This is a genomic window from Hydrogenophaga defluvii, assembly GCF_042665235.1.
Taxonomy (GTDB): Bacteria; Pseudomonadota; Gammaproteobacteria; order Burkholderiales; family Burkholderiaceae_C; genus Hydrogenophaga; species Hydrogenophaga defluvii_A.
Genome location: NZ_JBHTBZ010000024.1, coordinates 1 through 22,261 on the forward strand (window position 1 = coordinate 1; position 22,261 = coordinate 22,261).

Sequence of the window (22,261 nt, forward strand, 5' to 3'; positions counted from 1 at the left end):
ACCGTGAGCCCCTCAGGGCTCTATCCAGGGTGGGTCAATATTGGATGGAAACGGTGGGTCAGAATTCGGTGGAAATCAACAGAGTGCAGCACTTCATCAAAATAACGGCGGTTGAACGCACCAGTCAAGCCATCATGGAAAGCCATTTCTTGTAACGCCAGCTTCTGTTCGGCCAACTGTGCGTTGACCTTTTCCATCTCGCGCATGTTGGCCTGCTCTCGGGTGACATCGCGACCGTTCAAGAAAACCTGATCACCCGCGTGCAAGACCCGCCACTCGATCTCAAGATAGTGCCCTTGCACATGCCGGACCCTCGTCACCACGCCGCCAACTGGCATGCCTTCCGTCAACTTCTGCCTGTAATCATCAACTTTGCCCCGATCATCTGGGTGCAACACCTGACCAACAGGATGTCCCACGATCTGGTCTTGCGAGTAACCCAGCAAGGCACTCCATGCCTCGTTAACCCGCGTGTAGTGGCCTGTTTCGTCAACAATGGCAAACAAGTCTTGGTTGAGAAGGAAGAAGCGTCTGAGTGCTTCGTCCCGCTCCTCAAGCTCTTGTCTGGCCTGCGCCGCAGACTGTTTGGCGGCAAACCGTATCGACTGATTGAGCGAGAGTGAACCAGCAGCGCCAAAAGCCATGATTAAGAAGATCAGGGCAAAGTTTTGCCGCAGTTTCTCTGACGAATGAAACACTGCATCATGTTCGCGGCTGACGGCCAAGACCAAACCAGCATCCATCTTCAGTACGGGCAACCGAACGGTTCGCAGCACGGTGAATCGGAATTGCCCCGTCGCCATCGTCACGCCTTTGGCGACGGTCTCGCGGCCAGCGTTGGCGGTATGCTTCTCAAAGAGTGCACCTGGGCGGTTCAACTGCAGGCCGGACTGCCCAGCCTTGTCGGGCTCCATCATGAGTTGCACACCGTTGCCATGTGCAAACGCCACCCACATGTCGTCGGCGTAAAGAGTGGAGTTCAGAAAAGTACGCAGTGTCTGAGGCTCCAATCCAGCCACAACCACGCCCCGTAATTCACCATCCAGCCCGACCAGTGCACGCATGAGGTTGATGGCATAGCGTCCACGCAAAGTCTGGAAAGGCTCACTGACGTACAGGGTGTCAGCAGCCGGTTGCCGCTTGACCGTTTGAAAATACGGTCGCTGGGAAAAGTCACGCCCCAAGTCGGATTTGCCCTCGCCACTTGAGGCCAACACAGTGCCTTTGGAATCGAGAAACAAAAGACGGGTGAAGTCTGGGTTGCTGTCTGCGACGGCTTCCAAATAGGCAGATGCGTCTGCCCAGGTCGTTGGTGTTTTTTGCCAAGCATCCAGGCGGTTCATAAAGCCCTGCAGAGCCCTGTTGCCCGTCTCAAGCTTGCGGATGGTCTTTTGTTCGATCACCGTTGCAGCTGCCCGCAGCCTGTCAGTTTCACGTTGCTCAACGGCTTCGCGGGCGCTTGACCACATCCACCACAGCAGACCGCCGATGAACATCATGATCGCCAGATATACCAGCCATTCCGAAGCAAAACGACGTAGTAGGCGACCTTTGTCAAAGACGGTGCTATTGGGTTTTGTCACTGCCACGCTTTGTGATCCTTTGCACTCTAGTGTATCAACAAAAAATCGCAAAATGAACCATACCCTTTACAGTTGTACTTGAACAGACAACAAACTACGAGCACTCATGGATAAGTTGCTGTCTGCTTCGAAGCCAAAACCAATAGGAACCCGAAACATTTACTAAGTGAGATGTCCATTGCCCAGCCAAAAAATTGACTCGATCCTAATCTCATTGCACTTTTCAACCAATGCTCTATTTCATACATCTTGTCAATCAAGAGTTTCAGGATTCAAAAGGTGTACCTTATGCGCCAGGTTTTGCAAACCGTCTTCATGTGGATCAGAAGACTCTTGACAGATTTGTGAGCCAGGCTCACAATAGCTGATTATCTTTTGATCCTAAATGTCTCAATCCATCGCCTACTTCCGAGTCAGTACCACCGAGCAATCAATCGAATCCCAGCGCCAGGCATTGGGTGGACCGTTTGACCAGGAGTTTTCGGATGTGGGTGTGTCGGGTACGGTTCCTGCCGCCGACCGGCCTGGCTTTGCTGAACTGCTGGCCTACATCCGAAAGGGCGATGTCCTGCACGTAGCTGCGGTAGATCGGTTGGGACGTGATGCACTTGACGTTCAAGCGACCGTTCGAGCCCTGATCAACAAGGGTGTGGCTATCGAAGTCCTGGGCCTTGGAGGAATCGGTGCTGGGGCGGGTGAGTTGATCCTGGCCGTGTTGGCCCAAGTTGCCGATATGGAACGCAAGCGGATCGTAGACCGAACAACTGCAGGTCGAGAGACTGCGAAGAGGTTGTTGGCTGAGACAGGAAGTACGCAACATGGTGCCACATCACTCGGAAGACCAAAAGTTGCTGATGCGGCTGCGGTGCGTCAATGGCGTCAGGAGAACAAGGCCAGCATTGCTCAGACAGCTGAGAGGTTTGGGATCAGTACCGCGAGCGTCAAGAGGTACTGCGCCCTCTGAAAGCACAGGTCCTCTTTGTGTCGAACAGGTCACCCGCGCCATCTGTGATGCCGTGACTGGCGAGACGTATCAGCTCAACCGACTCAAGTGGATTAGACATTGCTCGCGGGCGGGTGCCGATGGCATGTACTCCCTGGAAAAACGCCCAGCACGTGTGCTTCGACGAGTGCGAGTAGGTCAGGCTGTCCATCACCGTTCAAACGGCTGTGCAGGGCATCACGAGGTACAGCGAATGCCTGCTGGACCTTTTTAGACATGTGTGTCGGCTTCGCGCGACTATGGGATTGACGTTTCGTGAAATCGCTGAAAGACTGACCATGCACGATTATAGGAAGTGATATGGCTAGATTTTTCTGGATAATTTTTTTTATCGGCGTAGCCATAACTGAGGCAAATGCACAGTTGCCAACGGTAAACGGATATGCGCACACCCCTGATAGAACGCTTCTTGGGTGGGGGAACTACTGGGACTATGAGGTTAAGCCGAATTGGGAGCCGTCAAAGTTAGTGCGACGTGAGCCAACACAAGGTGAAAGTATTGTTGTTCAACAAGCGGCGAACGTATTTCAAAGCAGTAGCGCAAAGGCAATGGCATTGGTGTCGGGGCGAGACGTAGTTTGGAGTGCATATAAGGCTCCTGCAGGGGACGGACGTTTATTGAATAGCATGAGCATCGGAAAAACAATTGCAGCTATAGCAACAGGTAGGGCTATATGCGAAGGGAAAATAACGTTAGACACATTCGTCAAGGCCTTAATCCCTGAGCTTGCAGAAACTGCTATTGGCTCTGCGAAGGTTAGACATTTGCTCACAATGAGTTCAGGGACTTGGGAAGGGAATCCGGATTCTACGATCACCGATTCTATACAGGCGTCAAAAATATTTGTGTCGGGAGAGATTTCTTGGTTGGATGTGTTAATGGATTCTCGGGTGACTCAAGCACATTCTGGGATTCTTGGAAAACGTAAGCCAGGAGAATATTTTGCGTATCGCGGAACCGACCCGTTGGTTTTGGGTGTTATGTTGACGAGGGCTACTGGGGTTGGATATGCGGAATGGGTTGAGCGGGAAATCTTAATCCCAGCTGGAATCGAGTGGCCAGCAAAAATTTCCAGAGATAGAATAAAAGGATATGGTCAATCCGATTCTGGCGTTCGCATGAGGCTCGATGATTGGATTCGATTCGCGGTGTGGGTGTTTGAGCGCTCACAGGAAGACGATTGTTTAGGTCAATTTTTGAGAGAAGGTGCAAGTCAACAGATTGAAAATCGATCAAAGAAGTTTGGAAGTTCCTTTGATGGTTATGGGTATTTAATTTGGACAAATAATCGCTATGCGCCCAAAAGTTATTGGGCGGTCGGGTATGGGGGGCAGCGCATAGGTTGGGCAAGTGGGGTGGGTAAAATTATTGTTGTTTTTTCGAATACTGAAGATTATATGTTGGACGTTTATCGAGTATTTGCCGTCTGGAGTAAGATTAGTCAACAATAATTGTAGATTGCGGTAGTCAATAGGGGCGAAGCTTAAAGACGTCGTGATGCTCTATTTCGCCGTCAGCGTTAGATAGTTCTCAGCTAGATGTCAATCAGACATCTACGCTTTTAGCAATCAGTCGATACACGCATCAACCAGATCGGATCAATTAAGTTCGAGTGCTCCACGCAGATACCCAACGCAAGTGGTCGCCGACGCTACCCTGAATTTAACCGTACTTAGATTAAATGCTCTGAGGTCGGTTGAAAAAATGCAAAAAATAGTGCAGACTTGCCACAACCCTCTCAAGAGGCGGCCAACAGAAAAGCTCTGGGGACTCTATGAATCAGCCGCTACTACGTGCAATTTTCGGCTCAATCACAGCTATCGTTTGTAACGCTGCGACGGCTGAACCACTCGACAATCTATCAAATGGTCAGACGGGACGCATTGAGTTCAATGCATCCAACCCTGAGCACCGTTGGAACCTCATTCGCGGGAAACTTGGTGAGCGACAAGTTATTTTCGGAGACCTATTTTTTCCACTTGATTCTACTTTGGAGCGATTTCCAGCAGTTGTGATGAGTCATGGGAGTGATGGTATTACAAACGGCATGCACGAGGTTTGGGCGAAACCACTACTTGCTGCTGGTTACGCAGTTTTTATGATTGATAGTTTTACACCCAGGGGAAGCGCCAAGATCGGGGGCACTAGCGGACAACTCACTTGGAACACAACCTTCAACATATCTGATGCTATCTATGCACTTCGTTTACTCACAACGCATCCAAAGATTGATGCAAAGCGGATTTATCACCTAGGTTGGTCGCGCGGAGGAAATGCTGTCACCGGAGCTATGTGGCCTAACTATCGCTATCCGATCACACAGTCGGAAGATATTAGATGGGCAGGTAGTGTGGCCGTCTATCCTGGATGCAATCTTCGATATCAAAATCCAAAATTGAAACTCACTGCACCGGTCTTGTATCTGTTGGCTGAAAAAGATGACATGACTCCTGCTCAACCTTGCGTAGAAGAAGCGGACTTGCTTGCTGCAGCAGGAAACCCCGTTCGTTATAGAGTCTACTCTGGCGCATATCATGTTTTTGATCGCCCAAATCAAAGTTGGCGGCAAAATCGCGAAGGAACATACGCAAGATGTGCTATCGATGTCGTGATGCCAGAACACGCAAAGGATTACAGTTGGGGGCCGAGTTTTCATCGTGAGAAGAAAGAGCCATTAGAAACTCCAGAAAAGTGGACGGAAGCTGTGAAGGCATGCGAAAGTTACCAATGGGTAACGTCAGAAACGCATCGTTCTGCACGTGATGAAGCCGTTAAAGAAACCCTGAGTTTTTTTGCGGCTAGTCGGGCCATGCCGTTACGCACCGATGTGCCAAATACAGCGGGAAAAATGACGGCGGAAGAAATTTTTCGACAATTGAACTGGAAGTAGTGAGCTTCACTGAGAATGGAGCGAGTTTCTGATGGTATTCAAGAAATTTGAAATGAATAATTCACTACGAAGGCAGAGGTCGAGGGAATCCGAGCCTGAGTGGTGCTGCTAAGACCCTTGTAGCCAAATGAGTCACTATCGATACTTCATCATCGAAACATACGAAAACAAGGGCGAGCCTTCAAGCAAGAAGGTTCGTGCTCGGCCACTACCAGGGCAAGGTGTATCGCCATCCCTCAATGTCGAGTGTTCTGTTGCGATGCGGGAGTCATACCCACCAGGGACGCTGTTCAAAGTCGATTGCAAGGTCACCGACCGAGAGGGCACTTCGTTTCTATATCGGCATTTCCAATGGCCGTACCAAGTGGTCACACGGAACCAAGCAGAACAATTCATCCAACACGGTTTTGCCAACCAACCCCTGCGGGATCAACGATCATGAACATCGCACGCGGGTAAATGAGTGGCAAAGTGACTGCGAGCAAGGTGCCACAGTTGGCTGCTAAGGGATCAAAGTCCAGGTGCAAGTCACAAGCAGCTCAGTGAAGCACCCTGCTACCACTCGACTCATGACGAGCAACCAGTTGCTGGTACTCAAACTCTTCGAGGGCGTCAACCACTGCGGCCATCTTCATGATGATGTCGATTGAGACCTCTGGTGGCGTCGTCGAACCGTCATGAATGGTGACCTCTACAAGGGCATCTAGAGCCGCTTCTAGAGCTTTCTCGACGTCAGGTGATGGGTCGGTCATCAGATGCTCCTGCTCGATTGAGGATGCAGGTCATCATAGGTTGGCGACACATTTAGTGGTGTTGCTAATCAAACTACTAGGGCAGCGGAATCCAAAATGTGTCTTGTAGTGTGATTGGGGTTAACCGCAAAGCAAAAAACCCAAGTGAAATCAATCACTTGGGCTCATTTTAGTCAACACTGGACCACCTACCGCACACACCGCGATGGCTGTGGTTATCAGCCGAGCTTCTTGGCTAAGGCTTCTGGGTCTGGATGGTAGTAGCGCTTTAGCATTGCAAGACTCTTATGCCCTGATACAGCGGACAACTCAATGATGTTGGGTAACTTCCCCGCCATATTGGTGATGGCCGTGTGTCTGAGATCGTGAAATCTCAGATCAGTGATTCCAGCACGCTTTACTGCTCGCTTGAAAGCAGCATCAAAGGTAAAGTACTTCACCGGAAAAACACTCTCGTTGTCCGCAGCTCTTTGTAAAGTCATCAGCAGTCGAACAGCTGCAGTTGATAGCGGAACAACACGAGCCATGCCATTTTTTGTTGTGGATAAATATGCTGTTTGACGTGTCAGATCGATTCGATCCCATGTAAGTGACAGCAGTTCACCTCTGCGCATACCCGTTTCCAAAGCCAAAGCTGCAATGGGTTTGGTCCATATGCTACGCCTCCCGGTTGGCTCTAATGCTTCAAGCAGTCGAACCTGTTCATCGGCTGAAAGAATTCGACTTCGACCAGCAGGACTTGCCGGTTTTCGGACAGCCTGAATAGGGTTCTGAATGTGTAACCCCCACTCGCGACGTGCGTGATTGATGATCGAAGACAGATAAGCTAGCTCTCGCAAAACAGTCCCTGGACGAACCTCTCCTAACCGTTGGTCGCGATATTCAGCAACACGCTCGGGAGTGAGGTTAGCTAGGCTGTATCGAGCAATGGTTCTAAGAGCCAACGCGTTTAAACGAATGGTGTCATCGCGAGCACCCTTCATCGTTGGGACAACATCGCGTATGTATCGATGAATGACCTGTTGAAGGGTCATTTTTTGGGCCCCTGTTGCGACGATAAACCGACCTTGGTCTATCTCAGCTTCTACAGACCGCGCCCACTGTTCTGCAGTCCGTTTGTCATGAAACGACTTAACCTGACTTGGGTAGCCTTCCCTGACCACCCTCGCTTGCCACTTGCCGTTTCGTTCTCGTAGAGACGCCATTTCCCGATCCTCAGTTGGACAGGATTTGGACAAAGTTTGATTTTTCAGCCCCTAAGCGTCATTTTTAGCAAGAAATTTCCTTGCTAACCGCATGCTCAGCGTTAACCCAGAAGATAAATATTCCTTCTAAATCAAGGCCGCGCGACAAAACTCCCGCTCTTGCCCCCGTGCTTCTCCAGCAATTTCACGTCGGACATGACCATGCCTCGGTCGGCCGCCTTGCACATGTCGTAGATAGTGAGCAGGGCCACCTGCAGGGCGGTGAGGGCCTCCATTTCCACGCCAGTGGGGCCCACGGTTTCGGCGGTGGCCGTGCACAACACCGCGTGCTGTTCGGCCAGCACCTCAAAGTCCACCGCCACGCGGGTGAGCGCAATCGGGTGGCACAGCGGAATGAGTTCGCTGGTGCGTTTGGCGCCCTGTATGCCGGCAATGCGGGCAATGCCCAGCACATCGCCTTTCTTGGCGGTGCCTGCAGTCACCAGCGCCAGCGTGGCCGGCAGCATGGTGATGCGGCCTTGCGCCACAGCCATGCGCCGGGTGTGTGCTTTGGCCCCCACGTCCACCATGTGGGCTTGGCCCTGGGCATCGAAGTGGGTCAGGGGTGACGAAGTCTGGCTCATGCTTTTACGAAACCTTTACGGGAACGCGGCATCATACGGCGCATGTTCAAGTCCCACGCCGGCCGGCGCCGCGCCGCCCTGATCCCTCTGGCCGCGGCACTGCTCCTGCAGCCCATCGCCCCTCTGCAAGCACAGGTGAACCGCCTGCCGCGCGACACGCCCAACCTACCCCACCTGGGCGACGGGCAAACCATGTCGCTGAGTGCCGAGCGGCGGCTGGGCGACCACATGGCGCGCGCCATCTTCCGCGACCCCGACTACCTCGACGACCCGGTGCTGGGCGACTACCTGGCTTCGCTGTGGCGCCCGCTGATCGAGGCGGCGCAACGGCGCGGCGAACTGTCACCCGAGATGGCCGAACGCTTCGCCTGGCGCCTGATGATTTCGCGCGACAACACGGTGAACGCCTTTGCCATGCCAGGCGGCAACCTGGGCGTGCACCTGGGCCTGATCGCCATGACGGCCAACGCCGACGAACTGGCCTCGGTGCTGGCGCACGAACTCACCCACGTCACACAACGCCACATCGCACGCAACATCGACAAACAATCCCAGCAAGCCCCGCTGCTTCTGGCCGGCATGCTGCTGGGCATTCTGGCGGCCAGTGCGGCCAACAACGCCGATATCGGCGGCGCGGCCATTGCCGGTGGGCAAGCGCTGGCGGTGCAAAACCAGCTCAACTTTTCGCGCGACATGGAGCGCGAAGCCGACCGCGTGGGTTTTGGTGTCATGCGCGATGCCGGTTTTGAGGGCCAGGGCTTTGTGACCATGTTTGAGCGGCTGCAGCAGTCGGCCCGGCTCAACGACGACGGCGGTTTTCCCTACCTGCACAGCCACCCGCTGACCACCGAACGCATGGCCGACATGCGCGCCCGCCTGCCCATGCACGACCACGCCGGCCACCGTGGCCAGCCCCACAGCCACAGCACCTCGCCCCACAACGCCTGGATGCACGCGCTCATGGCGGCCCGTGCGCGTGTGCTGGCCGAGGCCGGCGCCGACCGCCAGCGCGTGCGGCCCGACGAGCACCAGGCCACGGCAACAACCGGCGATGGCCCGACACGCGCTGCCCGCCACTACGCCACCGCGCTGGCCGCCCTGAAGCAGCGCAACCTGAACACCGCCATCAACGCCACCGAGGCCCTGCTCCAGCAACCTGGGCTGGACGCCAGCGCCCTGCCGGTGGCAGAAGCGCTGGCGGTGGAGGTGCTGCTGCAAGCACCGGCGGACCAGCGCATCGGCGGCCAGCCGCTGCCCGCCTGGGCCGACCGCCTGGCCACACGCGGCACCCGCACCGGTTTGCTGATGGCGGCACAGGCAGCACGCGCCGGTGGCCAACCGGCCGCCATGGCCCGCGCCAGCGAACGCCTGCTGACCTGGGTGACCGAACGCCCCACCGACGCGCTGGCCTGGCAAACCCTGGCCACGTTGTACCGCGCACAAAACCAGGCCCTGCGCGCGGTGCGCGCCGACGCCGAGGCCCAGGTGGCCATGCTCGACTACCCCGGCGCGATCGACCGCTTCAAGTCCGCTCAAAACCTGGCACGCGGCCAACCGCAGGCCGACCACTTCGAGCTGTCCATCCTGGATGCGCGCACGCGCGAGATCATGCGGCTGCAGACCGACATCGAACGCGACGCCGCCGAGCAACGCGGCGGTCGTTGACGTCGGACGTGATGCAACGCAACAAAAACCCCACGGCATCACCAGGCTTTGTGCCTGACAGCAGAGCCATGGCAGAATCGCCTCTACCCGAAAGGGGAGTAGCGAGTCTGCAGCCGCCCAACCTGGGCTGAGCCGGCAGGCGGCGTCATCCGTCAATACGTGCGTGCCCGCAAGGCGCGCTCCGGATCCGCCAGGGACACAGCCACATTGCTGCGCTGAAGCCCCCGCGAGACCTTCTGGGTGTGTCACCACACTCAACCATTGAAGGTCTTTTTATGAGCACCGTAGCACCGGTCTGGCTTTGGCTTGTTTTCGTCGCGATTGTCATCGCTTCCCTGTTCGTCGATTTTGTCGTCCTGAAAAAACAGGGCGCCCACGAGGTGGGCATGAAAGAGGCGCTGAACTGGTCGCTCCTCTGGGTGGCGCTGAGCTTCGTGTTCAACGGCCTGTTCTGGTGGGCCGTGCGCGACACCACCGGCTCGGTCGCGGTGGCCAACGAAAAGTCGCTTGAATTTCTCACCGGCTACCTGATCGAGAAGTCGCTCGCGGTGGACAACATCTTTGTCTTCCTGATGATCTTCACCTACTTCGCGGTGCCGCCGGCCTTCCAGAAGCGGGTGCTCATGATCGGCATCATCGGCGCCATCGTGTTGCGCACCATCATGATTTTGGTGGGCGGCTGGCTGTTGTCGCAGTTCCACTGGATCCTGTACGTCTTCGGTGGCTTTCTGGTGCTCACCGGCATCAAGATGTGGTGGGCCGCCGACAAGGAAGGCACGCTGGACGACAACCCCGCTCTGCGCCTCTTGCGCCGCGTGATGCCGGTGAGTAAACACTACGACGGCGAGAAGTTCTGGACGGTGGAAAACGGCAAAAAAATCGCCACCCCGCTGATGATGGTGATTGCCCTGGTGGCCCTCACCGACGTGATCTTCGCGGTCGACTCCATCCCCGCCATCTTCGCCATCACGCAAGACCCCTTCATCGTGCTGACCAGCAACGTGTTCGCCATCCTGGGTCTGCGCGCCATGTACTTCCTGCTGGCGGCCGTGGCCGGCAAGTTCCACCTGCTCAACTACGGCCTGGCCGTGATCCTGGTCTTCATCGGCAGCAAGATGATGCTGATCGACGTCTTCAAGATCCCAGTGGCTGTGTCGCTGGGTGTGGTGGTCGGCATCCTGGCCATCACCATGCTGTGGAGCGTGAAGACCGCGCCGAACGCCCGCTGAACACAGTGGCAAATAGCGGAACCCGGTGTAATATGCCACTGTCATATTACACCTACCCTCCGCCATGACCATCACAGCCAAACTCTTCATGAGCGGCCGCAGCCAAGCGGTGCGGTTGCCCGCCAAGCTGCGTCTGGCGGCGCAAGAAGTGCGCATTGAGCAGATTGGCGACGCGTTGTGGGTTCAACCCCAGGGCCATCCCGCCGCCGACATGGGTCAATGGCTGGCGCAGTTCTACGCCAACAGCGAACCTTTGCCGCCCACCTTTTTGGCAGAGCGGCACGACCCTGCCCCACAGGAGCGGGACTGGAGCTGATGGCTTGGCCGGCTGATACCCATGCGCCGCACACTGGACACCAACATTTGCAGCTACATCCTGCGCCGTCACCCTGCGGACATGATCGCCCGCTTTGCCACGCTGGACCCTCAGCAACTCTGGCTGTCGGCCATTGTGGCCGCAGAGTTGCGCTTCGGGGCAGCCAAGCTGGCCTCACCCAAATTCAGCGCCGCCGTTGAAGCCTGGTTAGCGGGCTTTGACGTCAGGCCCTGGCCTGCGCAAGCCGGGCACCACTACGCGCAATTGCGCGCCACCCTGGAACGCACAGGCCGACCCATCGGCGGCATGGACATGCTGATTGCCGCCCACGCCCTGGCCGAAGACAGCGTGGTCATCACCAACAACGCCCGAGAGTTTCACCGGGTTCCCGGCCTGGCGGTGGAGGAATGGGCGCTTTGACACCCGCCCGACGCAAAAATACCCGTTCATCGCAAGGGGCCGCCGCGCCGGGCCGCCCCAAGCAAGGCCCGCGCCCCCTTGGGGGGCAGCGACCCGCGAAGCGGCGGAGCGTGGGGGTATCATCCCTGCCCCTATGGCCGGCATCCACATCACCGACATCGAAGCAGCGATCAACTTCTGGCGCGGGCGCAAGCCCTCGCCAGACGGTGTTTCGCTGGCGCCCGAAATCCGGGCGTTGGCCGAGGTCTATGCCTTGCTGGTGTTCCACCACGAGAGCGAAGCCGATGAGGACAGCATGCCGCGCAAGGCGCATGCGGCCTGGAAAGCCTGGTACGACACCACGCCCGACACACCTTGCATCGCCATCTGCTCCACCAGCCAGGGTGACGATGTGTGCAAGGGCTGTGGCCGCAGCTTTGACGAGGTGCAGCACTGGCCGGCCATGACACCCGGCGAAAAACGCGCCACCTGGCGCCGCATCACGCTGGAAGCCAGTGCCTGGCGCTTCAACACCTACGCCGAACGCGCGGCAGAAGCCAACTCAGTCGGCGCCGACAAGTAGGGGCACACACTCCAGCGACACGCTGCGCTCGCCGTTGCCCAGGGTGAGCACGCCTTCGAGCACCGTGGCCTGCAGCTGCATGCTGCGCTCGGCCAAACCCGCTAACTCTTGCGACGACTCGGTGGGCACACGCCACACCGACAGCTTGTCGGTGCGGGTGAGTTTGGTCTGTATGCCGCGCCACCAAATGTCGGCCGACGAGGCAAAGGCGTAAACGATCACACGGTCGGCCTTGCTGCAAGCCTTGAGGACGGGCTTGTCTTCGGGCTGGCCCACCTCGATCCACACGCGGGTACGGCCGGTGAAGTCGCGCAGCCAGATGTCGGGATCGTCCGGATCGCTCAAGCCGGCGCCGAAGGCCAGCGTGCCGTCGCCGTTGCACTCCGCTTGCAAACGCCAGGCGTTGAGCGCCAGCGCCGCCAGGCGAATCATCATGCGTTCGTCGGTTTCGCTGGGGTGGCGGGCCAGGGTCAGCGCGTGGTCGGCGTAGTAGCCGTGGTCGATGTCGGCGATCTGCAGATGCGCCTTGAAGATGGTGGACTTGAGAGCCATGTGCCAAGCATACCTGTCATGGGCTGGCCTTCCAGCGGGCCAGCCAGTCGGCAGCCGGTTCGGGGCGGCCATGTAGGTAGCCCTGCAGCAACATCGGGCTGTTGCGTGACGCCAGGAAATCGGCGTGCGCCTGGGTTTCCACACCCTCCGCCACCACGCTCAGGCCCAGGTGGCCGGCCACGGCCAGCACGGTGTCCACCAGGGCCGCGTCGTCGGCGCTGTGTGGGGCGTCCTGCACAAAACTTTTGTCGATCTTGAGTTCGTGCAGGGGCAGGCGCTTGAGGTAACGCAGGGAGGAATACCCCGTGCCAAAGTCGTCCACTGAAAAATGGACCCCCAGATCGGCCAATGCGCGCATCTTGGCGGCCACCAACTCCACATCGTCCACCACCAAGCCCTCGGTGACCTCCAGCGTCAGAAGACCTGCTTGCAGGCCATGCTCTGCCAACAACTGCTGCACCCGTGGCACAAAACCGGCTTCACGGAACTGGCGTGGGCTGACGTTGACGGACAAGCGCAACGCTCGGCCCGCCCGCACGGCATCGGCCATGCACACGCAGGCCTGGCCCAGCACCCAGTCGCCCAGGGCCACAATGAGGTCGCTTTCTTCGGCCAGCGCGATGAACACCCCGGGCGGCAGCAGCCCACGCGTGGGGTGCTGCCAGCGCACCAACGCCTCGGCGGCCACCACCTCACCGGCCAGGTTGACCTGCGACTGCAGGAACAGGCGCAACTCATCCGCCACCACCGCATGCCGCAGCTCGCGCTCCAGTTGGAAACGCTGTTGCACGGCACTGCCCATCTGGGTGTCGAAAAAGGCACTCTGGCGCCCTCCCCCGGCTTTGGCCCGGCGCAGGGCGGTGTCGGCGCGGCGCAAGGCCTCCGCCGGCTCATCCTCCGGGCCTTGCGGACACAGGGTGATGCCCAGGCTGGCGGTGATGGTCACGGCATCGGCCTCGCCGGCCAACACAAAGGGCTTGGCGAAAGCACAGTGGATTTTTTCGGCCACGGTGAGGGCATGGCGGCTGGCGGTCTCGGCATCGGCCCCCAGCTCGTGAAACAGCAGCACAAACTCGTCGGCAGACAGGTGGGCGATGCCGTCCCCCGCGCGCAACAGGCTTTGCAGGCGTTGTCCAACGGCGCGCAACAGCTGGTCGCCCACCTCCTGGCCGCGGGCGTTGTTGACGTTTTGAAAGCGGTCGATGTTGAACACCATCACCGCCGCCATGCGGCCGTGGCGCAGGTTGAGCGCAAAGTCCAGTGCCAACCGCTCCAGCATCTGGCGGCGGTTGGGCATGCCGGTGAGGCTGTCGAAATGGGTCAGGTGGTGGATGCGCTGCTCCGCACTTTTCTGGGCCGACAGGTCTTGCCGCAGCGTGGCGTAGTGGCTGATGCGCCCGTCGGCCTGGCGTATCGGCATGACGATGGTGTAGGCCGGGTATTCGCTGCCGTCGGCCCGGCGCGACATCCGCTCCCCCACCCAGGTGTCGCCACGCCTGACCACCGTGTGTATCGCCTCATCGGCCAACGTGCTGTCTATGCCCAGCGCCTGCGGGTGCTGCCCCAGCAAGGCCTCGCGCCGGTAGCCGCCCATGTGTTCGTAGGCGGCGTTGACGTAGTTCAGGCGCTGTTCGGCATCGACCATGGCGATGGAGATGGGACTTTGTTCGACCGCGAGGTAGAACTTGCGCAGCTCGACCTCGCGCGCCTCCAGGTCGCGGGCCAGCTGGTGCGCCTCGCCCAAGCGCTTGAGGTAGTCGCGGCGGGACAACAAGGTGGCCGCTGTGGTGACCAGCAAAACGCCGCCCAGGTAGGTGGCGTGCAACAGCTGGTTGCCAAAATACGGATCGGGAAACCAGCCCTTGGGATGGCCCCAGACGAACACCAAAAACAGGGCGCCCGTGGCCACCGCCAGCCAGCGGGTCGCCAGCGAGCCCAGAATCCACCCCGAAAACACAATCAGCACGGGGTAGTTGAGCATGCTGGGGCCGCGCGCACCGCCGTTGCGCGCGGTGACCAGGGCCACCAAAATCCAGAACGCCCACACCATGAGGTAGGCGGCGGCCCGCTGCCTGCCCCCACGCAGCATGGCCAGTGTGGTCAACCCCACCAGACCCACCAGCACGTGCAGCCAGACGTGATCGGCTTTGGTGCCGCTCTCCAGCCCCAGTACCAGCGCGATCAGGAAACCGAGCACCACCATGACCTGCGCGGCGTGCCGAACCAGACGCGCCGTCAGGGCCTGGTCGTTCGCATCGGTGGTCGGTGGAAGTTGGGCGGCCATATGGGATGGGTTGCTGCCTGCATTGGGTTGTACCCCAAGGTCATGTATTTATCAATTCCGCATGGGGTGACAGATACAAAAAAAACCACCTGGGAAGGTGGCTTTTTTGGAACGGCATGCGGTCCGACCTCAGACCCGGCGGGCCAGCGCGGCGGCCTGGCCCACGTAACTGCCTGGCGTCATGCCCAGCAGGCGTTGTTTTTCGGCCTCTGGAATGTCGAGGCTGCGGATGAGGCCGTGCAGCGCCTCGGCGGTCACGGTCTTGCCACGCGTGACTTCCTTGAGCTTTTCGTAGGCGCCCTGCACGCCGTAGCGGCGCATCACGGTCTGGATGGGTTCGGCCAGCACTTCCCATGACGCATCGAGGTCGTCGGCCAAGGCTTCCAGGTTGATCTCCAGCTTGTTCAAACCGGTCATGAGCGACTGGTAGGCCAACGCAGCGTACCCAAGCGCCACACCCATGTTGCGCAGCACGGTGGAGTCGGTCAGGTCGCGCTGCCAGCGGCTGATAGGGAGCTTTTCGCTCAGGTGCTTGAGCACCGCGTTGGCCAGCCCCAGGTTGCCTTCGGCGTTCTCGAAGTCGATGGGGTTGACCTTGTGTGGCATGGTGCTGGAGCCAATCTCGCCGGCCTTGAGCTTTTGCTTGAAGTAGCCCAGGCTCACGTAGCCCCAGATGTCGCGCGAGAGGTCGATCAGGATGGTGTTGGCGCGCGCGGTGGCGTCGAACAGCTCGGCCATGTAGTCGTGCGGCTCGATCTGGATGCTGTAGGGCTGGAAGGTCAGGCCCAGGCCCCAGCTAGCACCGGCCGGCACATCCTGCGGCTCGGGCGTTTCCACCACATTGCGCGAGAAGGCTTCCCAGTCGAACTCGGGCCAGGCGCTCAGGTGGGCGTTGTAGTTGCCCACGGCGCCGTTCATCTTGCCCATCAGCTTCACATCCGCGATGGCGGCACGCACCTTGTTCAGCCGCACCACCACGTTGGCGAATTCCTTGCCCACGGTGGTGGGGCTGGCGGTCTGGCCGTGGGTGCGGCTGAGCATGGGTACGTCGGCAAAGGCGTGGGCCATCTCGCGCAGCTTGGCAATCACCGCGTCCAGGCCAGGCAGCAGCACCTGGTTGCGCCCGGCCTTGAGCTGCAAGGCGTGGCTGGTGTTGTTGATGTCTTCGCTGGTGCAGGCAAAGTGCACAAACTCCTGCACCGCCGCCAGCTCGGCCTTGAGGGCAGCCGGCAGCGCGGCGTCGGCAAAACGCGCCTTGATCCAGTACTCCACCGCCTTCACATCGTGGTTGGTGGTTTTTTCGATGTCCTTGATCGCCGCCGCGTCGGCCTCATCGAAGCGCTGCACCAAGCCCAGCAGGTGGGCACGCGCCTCGCTCGACAGCGGCTTGAACTCGCTGAAGCCGGCGTCAGACAACGCGATGAACCAGGCGATCTCGACCTGCACCCGGCGGTGCATGTAGCCAAACTCGCTCATGAAGGGCCGCAGGGCGGCCAGCTTGGGCGCGTAACGGCCGTCGAGCGGGGAGAGGGCGGTGAGTGCCGACAGGCCGGCGGCGGTTTGGGAAGGTACTTGCATCCCCGAATTGTAGGGAAGCCGGTGAATCGGTACACCGTCAGCATGACGCAGGCGCCGCTGGCTAAAATGCCCTTCCCGTACCGTCACCTGTCCCCTCACATGAAACTCATTGGCGCCCTCACCAGCCCCTACGTGCGCAAAGTGCGCGTCGTCATGGCGGAGAAGAAGCTGGACTACCAGCTGGTGCTGGAGGACGTGTGGGCGGCCGACACCACCATCGCCCAGGCCAACCCGCTGGGCAAAGTGCCCTGCCTGGTGATGGACGGCGCCGAGGCCATTTTCGACTCGCGTGTCATCGTTGAATACCTCGACACCCTCTCGCCCGTGGGCAAGCTCATCCCCACCACCGGTCGCGAGCGCACCGAAGTCAAAACCTGGGAAGCCCTGGCCGACGGCCTGATGGATGCAGCCATCCTGGCGCGCCTGGAAGCCACCTGGCCGCACCGCGAAGCGCAACAGCGCAGCGGCCTGTGGATCGAGCGCCAGATGCAAAAGGTGCACGGCGCGCTCAAGGCCATGGCCCACGGCCTGGGCGACAAAGCCTATTGCCACGGCATCCACCTGAGCCTGGCTGACGTCGCCGTGGGCTGCGCCCTGGGTTACCTCGACTTCCGCTTCCCCGAGCTTGGCTGGCGCGCGGCGTACCCCAACCTGGCCAAGCTCGCCGACAAGCTCGCCCAGCGCCAGAGTTTCATCGATACCCTGCCGCCGCAATAACCGCCTCGGGGTGGCCCGGCGGCAAAACGCCGTCAGCTGTTCGCGCGGCGCTTGAGCCAGCGCATCAGCCCGCCCACCACGGGCAGTTTTTCATACAGCTCCTCGGCCGCGTCCCAGTAGTCGCGGTGCTCGGCCACGCGGCCGTCGGGGGCGAAGCGCAGGTGGCTGGCGCCCCGCACGGTTTGCAACGTGGTGGTGTCGAAGCGTTTGAACCGGAACACGAAGTCCCAAGTCACAAAGGCCTGATCGCCTTGCGCCATCCCGGTGGTGATGACAAAACGGGGCTCGTGCAGCGACACAAACATGTGCTCGAAGATGGCGCGGATCTCGGGCAGGCCCTGCACCTCATTGAACGGGTCTTTGAAACGGGCGGTGGGCGCGTACACCCGCCCCAACTGGTCGAGCGCGTCGGGCGACAAGGTCTCGAAAAAATCGGCCACGCGCCGCAGGCGCGGGTCGGTGTAGGGCTGGTTCATAGTCCGGTGAACCTCGCCACGGCGGCAAAGTAGGGGCGCGAAGGCAAAAGCCGCAGCAGCCGCATCCAGAAGGTGAACCGTTTGGGAAAGTCGATTTCAAAGTGGCCGGCCGCCCAGCCACGCACAATGGCCTGTGCCGCCTGGTCGGGGGTGATGAGCCCCGGCATGTGGAAGTCGTTGTGTGCGGTCAGCGGCGTTTCAACAAACCCCGGGTTCACCACACTCACGCCCACCCCTTCGTGCCGCAGATCGAGGTACAGGGTTTCGGCCAGGTTGATGAGCGCGGCCTTGGTCGGCCCATAGGCCAACGACTTGGGCAGGCCACGGAAGCCGGCCACGCTGCTGACCACGCTGATGTGACCTCGCCCTTGGCGGCGCAGCGCCGGCAGCAGGGCGTCGAGCACGTACAACACACCTTCAAAATTCACACGCCAATGGCGCTGGATCTCGGCCAACTCAAAAGCGTCGGCGCGCATTTCGCGGTAGTGGCCGGCGCAATACATCACGAGATCGATGCCGCCCTGGCGCAGCAACGTGCGCGCGGCATCGGCCACAGCCGCCGCATCGGTCACGTCCAGCGCCACAGCGGCTGAGCCGGGATGTTGGGCCACCCACGCATCCAGGGCCCGCGCGTTGCGGGCCGACACCACCACTTGGGCGCCCTGCGCATGCAGCGCACGCGCCGTGGCCTCGCCGATGCCGGAAGACGCGCCGACCACCCACACACGCTTGCCATGCCAATCGCGCATCGGGGGGTTGATGGGACGCAGCCACATGGCGCTCATCCCGCGCGCTTGACGAAGCTCAGCGTGACCTCGCCGAGCTTGAAGCCGAACTTGCTCATCACCGCTTTGTTGAGCATGACGCGGTCGTCCATGAGGTACATCCAGTCGTCAAACTGCACCTCATACACCTTGCCGTCCACCGGCAGGTTCAGGGTGTAGCCCCAGCGGAAGGTGTTGCCCGCCACCTGGCCTTGGGCCTCGCCCTTCACGTCGTCGGCGGTGCCGGTGTAACGACCGTCGGGGAGTTTTTTCAAACGCCAGACGCGGCGTTGTTTTTCGCCGTCCGAGTAGGTGAAGTCTTCGTCCAGCACACCTTCGTTGCCGGTCCAGGTGCACACCATCACCACGGTGAAGCGGCGCACCACCTTGCCCGAACGGTCGGTGAACACGCCGTAGGCGTCGAGCGTGCCGTTGAAGTAGGTGGCCAGGTCGAGCACGGGTTTGTCAGCCGCGTAATCGCTCACCTGCGGGCCAGCGCAAGCGGCCAGTCCGCCTGCGGCGGCCAGCAACACGGCGCTGAGGGCGACACGTCGTTTCATGATCGGGGTTCCTTGTGGATGATGAAGTGCTGCAGGGCTGCGGCCGCGACCAGCTTGAGCGCACAGGGCAAGATGCAGTAGGCCCAGGTCAGGGCGGTCAACGCCTGCGCGTCGCGTTGGCCTGGCGCATAGCCCCACCAGCCCAGCAGCGGCAGCGCCAGGCCAGCCGCCAGCGCGAGGTTGAGCTTGGCGGCGAAATTCCACCAGCCAAAGTAACGGCCTTCGCCGCGCCCGCGTTCGCCCATGTCGCCCACCAAACCGGCCAGCAGGGCGCCGGGCACGGCCAGATCGGCGCCCAGCGCCAGACCTGACAGGGCACACACGCCCAGAAAGACCCAGGCATCGCCTGGCCCCAGAAAAGCCGCCCACACAAACACCAGCACGCTCAGGCCCATGCCCAAACGCCAGGCGCGCGCCAGGCCCATGTGGGCCACCACCCGCAGCCACACGGGCATGGACGCGGCGGCGCACAAAAAATAGGTGCCCAGAAAAGCCGGCTCCATTGCGGCAGGGGCCTGCAACTGGTCCTGCACAAAAAACAGCACCAGCGTGGCCGGCACCGCACTGGCGATGCCATTGACCAAAAACACGCCCAGCAACCGGGCAAACGCGGGTTGACGCAAAGGCGCCCACACCGAGGCGAGCGGTTCTGCGCGGGCGGCGGCGTCGGGCACGGGGCGCAGTGCGCTGCTCCAGGCCCAGCAACCCACCGCCAGCAGCAGCGCAAACACGGTGGCCGCAACACCCAACCCGGCCAGGCTGGGCAAAACCGCCGCCAACACCACCCCCACCAAACCCAGCGCTTCGCGCCAAGCCACCACGCGGGCGCGCTGCGCTTCGGTGCCGCCCAGCATGGCGCCCCACGACTGGTGCGCCACACTCACCACGCTGTAAGCGGTGTAGGTGAGCAGCAGCCCGGCCACCGCCCAGGCCAGCAACGCAGCGCTGGCACCCAGCGCCGCTGGCGGAAAAAACAGCGCCACAAACCCCAGTGCCAACACCGCACTGGCCAGGGCGCCCAGCCACAACACACCGACCACGGACCGCCGGAAAGTCGCGTCACACCAACGACCGATCAGCGGATCGATGAAGGCGTCGAACAGCCGCGCCCCCAGCAACACCGCACCCAAGGCCGCGAGCGACACGCCGTGTTCACGGGCAAAGTGGTTGGGCCACAACACGTACAGCGGCAAGGCGGCAAACGCCAGCGGCAATCCCAACAGGCCATACCGCACACCGTGCGTCCAGCCGCCGGGTTGGTCCAACAAGGCGGCGCCGCTGGCCGCCGCCTTGTTCATGACGTGGTGCCGGCCTGGGCCAGCAACTGCGTGCGCATCTGCGGCTCGGACGTGGCGGGCGAGAGCCAGATGCCAAAAAACAGGCGCGCGAACTCGGCGTCCGACACGTCGCCCAACGGCCGCTCGTTCAGGGTGAAGCGCGCGCCCTCGCCGGGCACATGCAAACCGGCGATGTGGTCGCCGTCTTTCACGTCGGGAAAGAGTTTGAGCATGGCGTCCAGCCAGCGCGTGGCCTGCGCGTCGCTCACGCTGCCCACGCCCCGCATTTCTTTCAGCGAACGCTCGGCGATGGCCTTGCCGTACAGCGTGCGCAGGTAGTGCAGCTCCAGCACAAAACGGTGGCGCTCAAACTGCACGGCGTCGAAACCTGGCTCGGCCCACAAGGTCGCGTCGTACACCGACAGGCCAAAAAACCGCAGCCGCGCCTGGCCCAAACGGCGGCCGCTGGGCAACAGACCGGGCGCCCCCGCATGGGTGGCCCGCGCCAGACCCACGCACACAGCAGCAGGCACAGCAATGAGGAGTTGACGGCGCAGCATCGTGCGGCTCAGTGCGGCTTGATGAGGGTGAACTGCATGACGTCGGTGCTGCCTTCGTCGAAGGCCGCCTCGCAGTAGGCCAGGTAGAACTCCCAGACCCGCAGGAAGTGCTCGTCAAAACCCAGCTCGCGCACGCGCGGCTCTTCGTGCAGGAAACGCTCGCGCCACTGGCGCAGGGTTTCGGCGTAGTCGCGGCCAAAGGCGAAGGCGTCTTCCACCACCAAACCCGCAGCTTCGGCCTGAGCGCGGAAGGCCGAAGGGCTGGGCAGGCAGCCCCCCGGAAAGATGTACTGCTGGATGAAATCGGTGCCGCGGATGTAGCGATCGAAGTGTTCGTCGGCGATGGTGATGCTCTGGATGTTGGCGCGCCCCCCCGGTTTGAGCAGGCGGGCCACGGTCTGGAAGTAAGTGGGCCAGTACTCGCGTCCCACGGCCTCTACCATCTCGATGGAGCAAATGGCGTCGAAGGGGCCGTCATCGATGTCGCGGTAATCCTGCAAGCGCAGGTCGGCGCGTGCCGCAGCGCCCAACCGCGCCATGCGTTCCTGGGCCCAGGCAAGCTGTTCCGTGGACAAGGTGACCCCCACCACCGACGCATCAAAGGTGGTGGTGGCGGCTTCAGCCAAAGCCCCCCAGCCACACCCGATTTCCAGCACCCGGTCGCCCGGTTTCACCTGCGCCAAACGCAAGGCGCGGTGCACCTTGGCCCATTGCGCGCTCACCATGTCCTGCCCGGGGTGCTCGAACAAGGCCGACGAGTAGTTCATGGTCTTGTCCAGCCACAGGCGGTAGAAGGCATTGCCCAGGTCGTAGTGGGCGTGGATGTTCTTCTTGCTGTTGGTTTTGGTGTTGCGGTGGAGCAAGTGGCGCAGGCGGTAGGCCAGGCGGCCAAGCCAGGTGCCATAGATGACGTCTTCGATCTCGTTGCGGTTGCGCAGGAACAGGCGCAAGAGATCGGCCAGCTGCGGCGTGCTCCAGTCGCCTGCGATGTAACCCTCGGCAAACCCGATGTCGCCCGACTTGAGCGCGGCGCCACACACCTTCCAGTTGTGCAGGCGCAGCGTGGCGCTGATGCCGCCGCCTTGGCCGAACTGCTGGAAGCTGCCGTCGGGCAATTGCACCGTGAGTTGGCCGTGGCGCAGGCGCTGCAGCAGACGCAAGGTGGCACGGGCGGCGGCGGGCGCGCCGACGGGCAGCGCAAACGGGGCGGTGGTGCTGTTGGGCATGGGCATGGCGGGAGGAGA

General features: G+C 60.6%; 22 protein-coding genes. 9 read left to right on the top strand and 13 right to left on the bottom strand.

Annotated features, from left to right (window positions below):
- Positions 1-20: 20 nt before the first annotated feature.
- Complete coding sequence (locus ACFQU0_RS10485) at positions 21-1,589, bottom strand: cache domain-containing protein (protein ID WP_382200488.1); 1,569 nt, start codon at positions 1,587-1,589, stop codon at positions 21-23.
- A 379-nt stretch (positions 1,590-1,968) separates the two neighbouring features.
- Here ACFQU0_RS10485 and ACFQU0_RS10490 point away from each other — a divergent pair, with 379 nt between their 5' ends.
- The 3 genes from ACFQU0_RS10490 (at position 1,969) to ACFQU0_RS10500 (ending at position 5,477) form a co-directional block, all read left to right on the top strand.
- The gene (locus ACFQU0_RS10490; RefSeq protein WP_382200490.1) at positions 1,969-2,547 is read left to right on the top strand and encodes a recombinase family protein; all 579 of its coding nucleotides are present in this window, start codon (positions 1,969-1,971) and stop codon (positions 2,545-2,547) included.
- 339 nt (positions 2,548-2,886) lie between these two features.
- The gene (locus tag ACFQU0_RS10495) at positions 2,887-4,038 is read left to right on the top strand and encodes a serine hydrolase domain-containing protein (protein ID WP_382200492.1); all 1,152 of its coding nucleotides are present in this window, start codon (positions 2,887-2,889) and stop codon (positions 4,036-4,038) included.
- 323 nt (positions 4,039-4,361) lie between these two features.
- A complete protein-coding gene (locus tag ACFQU0_RS10500) occupies positions 4,362-5,477 on the top strand; it encodes a dienelactone hydrolase family protein (RefSeq protein WP_382200494.1) in 1,116 nt (371 codons plus the stop codon).
- Positions 5,478-6,016: 539 nt separating this feature from the next.
- Here the strand turns inward: ACFQU0_RS10500 and ACFQU0_RS10505 are convergent.
- The 3 genes from ACFQU0_RS10505 to moaC form a co-directional block, all read right to left on the bottom strand.
- Positions 6,017-6,229 (bottom strand): hypothetical protein, encoded by a 213-nt coding sequence (locus ACFQU0_RS10505; protein ID WP_382200496.1) that lies wholly within the window; start codon positions 6,227-6,229, stop codon positions 6,017-6,019.
- Between the two features lie 218 nt (positions 6,230-6,447).
- Positions 6,448-7,434, bottom strand: a complete 987-nt coding sequence (locus tag ACFQU0_RS10510) for a tyrosine-type recombinase/integrase (RefSeq protein WP_382200498.1) — start codon at positions 7,432-7,434, stop codon at positions 6,448-6,450.
- A gap of 131 nt (positions 7,435-7,565) precedes the next feature.
- Positions 7,566-8,057 carry a cyclic pyranopterin monophosphate synthase MoaC gene (gene moaC / locus ACFQU0_RS10515; RefSeq protein WP_382200500.1) on the bottom strand — a complete coding sequence of 164 codons (492 nt, stop codon included), beginning with the start codon at positions 8,055-8,057 and terminating at the stop codon, positions 7,566-7,568.
- Positions 8,058-8,099: 42 nt separating this feature from the next.
- Here moaC and ACFQU0_RS10520 point away from each other — a divergent pair, with 42 nt between their 5' ends.
- From ACFQU0_RS10520 to ACFQU0_RS10540, 5 genes are all read left to right on the top strand, one after another.
- Positions 8,100-9,722 carry a M48 family metalloprotease gene (locus tag ACFQU0_RS10520; RefSeq protein WP_382200502.1) on the top strand — a complete coding sequence of 541 codons (1,623 nt, stop codon included), beginning with the start codon at positions 8,100-8,102 and terminating at the stop codon, positions 9,720-9,722.
- Positions 9,723-9,997: 275 nt separating this feature from the next.
- On the top strand, positions 9,998-10,951 hold the full coding sequence (locus ACFQU0_RS10525) for a TerC family protein (protein WP_382200503.1): 954 nt from the start codon (positions 9,998-10,000) through the stop codon (positions 10,949-10,951).
- Between the two features lie 64 nt (positions 10,952-11,015).
- Complete coding sequence (locus ACFQU0_RS10530; RefSeq protein ID WP_382200505.1) at positions 11,016-11,267, top strand: antitoxin; 252 nt, start codon at positions 11,016-11,018, stop codon at positions 11,265-11,267.
- Positions 11,268-11,288: 21 nt separating this feature from the next.
- Positions 11,289-11,687 (top strand): PIN domain-containing protein, encoded by a 399-nt coding sequence (locus ACFQU0_RS10535; RefSeq protein WP_382200507.1) that lies wholly within the window; start codon positions 11,289-11,291, stop codon positions 11,685-11,687.
- A 133-nt stretch (positions 11,688-11,820) separates the two neighbouring features.
- Positions 11,821-12,249, top strand: a complete 429-nt coding sequence (locus ACFQU0_RS10540) for a DUF3717 domain-containing protein (protein WP_382200509.1) — start codon at positions 11,821-11,823, stop codon at positions 12,247-12,249.
- Here ACFQU0_RS10540 and ACFQU0_RS10545 read toward each other — a convergent pair.
- The 3 genes from ACFQU0_RS10545 to purB all read right to left on the bottom strand — a co-directional run bounded on the left by ACFQU0_RS10545 (position 12,229) and on the right by purB (position 16,663).
- On the bottom strand, positions 12,229-12,801 hold the full coding sequence (locus ACFQU0_RS10545) for a YaeQ family protein (protein WP_382200511.1): 573 nt from the start codon (positions 12,799-12,801) through the stop codon (positions 12,229-12,231). The two genes, ACFQU0_RS10540 and ACFQU0_RS10545, sit on opposite strands and share 21 nt — an antisense overlap.
- Before the next feature lie 16 nt (positions 12,802-12,817).
- A complete protein-coding gene (locus ACFQU0_RS10550) occupies positions 12,818-15,085 on the bottom strand; it encodes a putative bifunctional diguanylate cyclase/phosphodiesterase (RefSeq protein ID WP_382200513.1) in 2,268 nt (755 codons plus the stop codon).
- Between the two features lie 129 nt (positions 15,086-15,214).
- Positions 15,215-16,663 (bottom strand): adenylosuccinate lyase, encoded by a 1,449-nt coding sequence (purB, locus tag ACFQU0_RS10555; RefSeq protein WP_382200515.1) that lies wholly within the window; start codon positions 16,661-16,663, stop codon positions 15,215-15,217.
- Between the two features lie 99 nt (positions 16,664-16,762).
- On the opposite strand from purB, the gene ACFQU0_RS10560 reads away from it, so the two are divergent.
- Positions 16,763-17,380, top strand: coding sequence for a glutathione S-transferase N-terminal domain-containing protein (locus ACFQU0_RS10560; RefSeq protein WP_382200517.1), 618 nt, complete (start codon positions 16,763-16,765; stop codon positions 17,378-17,380).
- Positions 17,381-17,412: 32 nt separating this feature from the next.
- Here the strand turns inward: ACFQU0_RS10560 and ACFQU0_RS10565 are convergent, their stop codons facing one another.
- The 6 genes from ACFQU0_RS10565 to ACFQU0_RS10590 are packed head-to-tail and all read right to left on the bottom strand — an operon-like array spanning position 17,413 to position 22,243.
- On the bottom strand, positions 17,413-17,856 hold the full coding sequence (locus tag ACFQU0_RS10565; protein ID WP_382200519.1) for a nuclear transport factor 2 family protein: 444 nt from the start codon (positions 17,854-17,856) through the stop codon (positions 17,413-17,415).
- Positions 17,853-18,632: an SDR family NAD(P)-dependent oxidoreductase gene (locus ACFQU0_RS10570; protein ID WP_382200521.1), complete on the bottom strand. Its 780-nt coding sequence runs from the start codon at positions 18,630-18,632 to the stop codon at positions 17,853-17,855. The genes ACFQU0_RS10565 and ACFQU0_RS10570 overlap by 4 nt, the downstream gene beginning before the upstream one ends.
- Positions 18,633-18,637: 5 nt before the next feature.
- Positions 18,638-19,180, bottom strand: coding sequence for a DUF3833 domain-containing protein (locus ACFQU0_RS10575; protein WP_382200523.1), 543 nt, complete (start codon positions 19,178-19,180; stop codon positions 18,638-18,640).
- A complete protein-coding gene (locus tag ACFQU0_RS10580) occupies positions 19,177-20,478 on the bottom strand; it encodes an MFS transporter (protein ID WP_382200525.1) in 1,302 nt (433 codons plus the stop codon). The genes ACFQU0_RS10575 and ACFQU0_RS10580 overlap by 4 nt, the downstream gene beginning before the upstream one ends.
- The gene (locus tag ACFQU0_RS10585) at positions 20,475-21,017 is read right to left on the bottom strand and encodes a chalcone isomerase family protein (protein ID WP_382200527.1); all 543 of its coding nucleotides are present in this window, start codon (positions 21,015-21,017) and stop codon (positions 20,475-20,477) included. Before ACFQU0_RS10585 ends, ACFQU0_RS10580 begins: the two co-directional genes overlap by 4 nt.
- 8 nt (positions 21,018-21,025) lie before the next feature.
- A complete protein-coding gene (locus ACFQU0_RS10590; RefSeq protein ID WP_382200775.1) occupies positions 21,026-22,243 on the bottom strand; it encodes a class I SAM-dependent methyltransferase in 1,218 nt (405 codons plus the stop codon).
- Between the last annotated feature and the right edge of the window lie 18 nt (positions 22,244-22,261).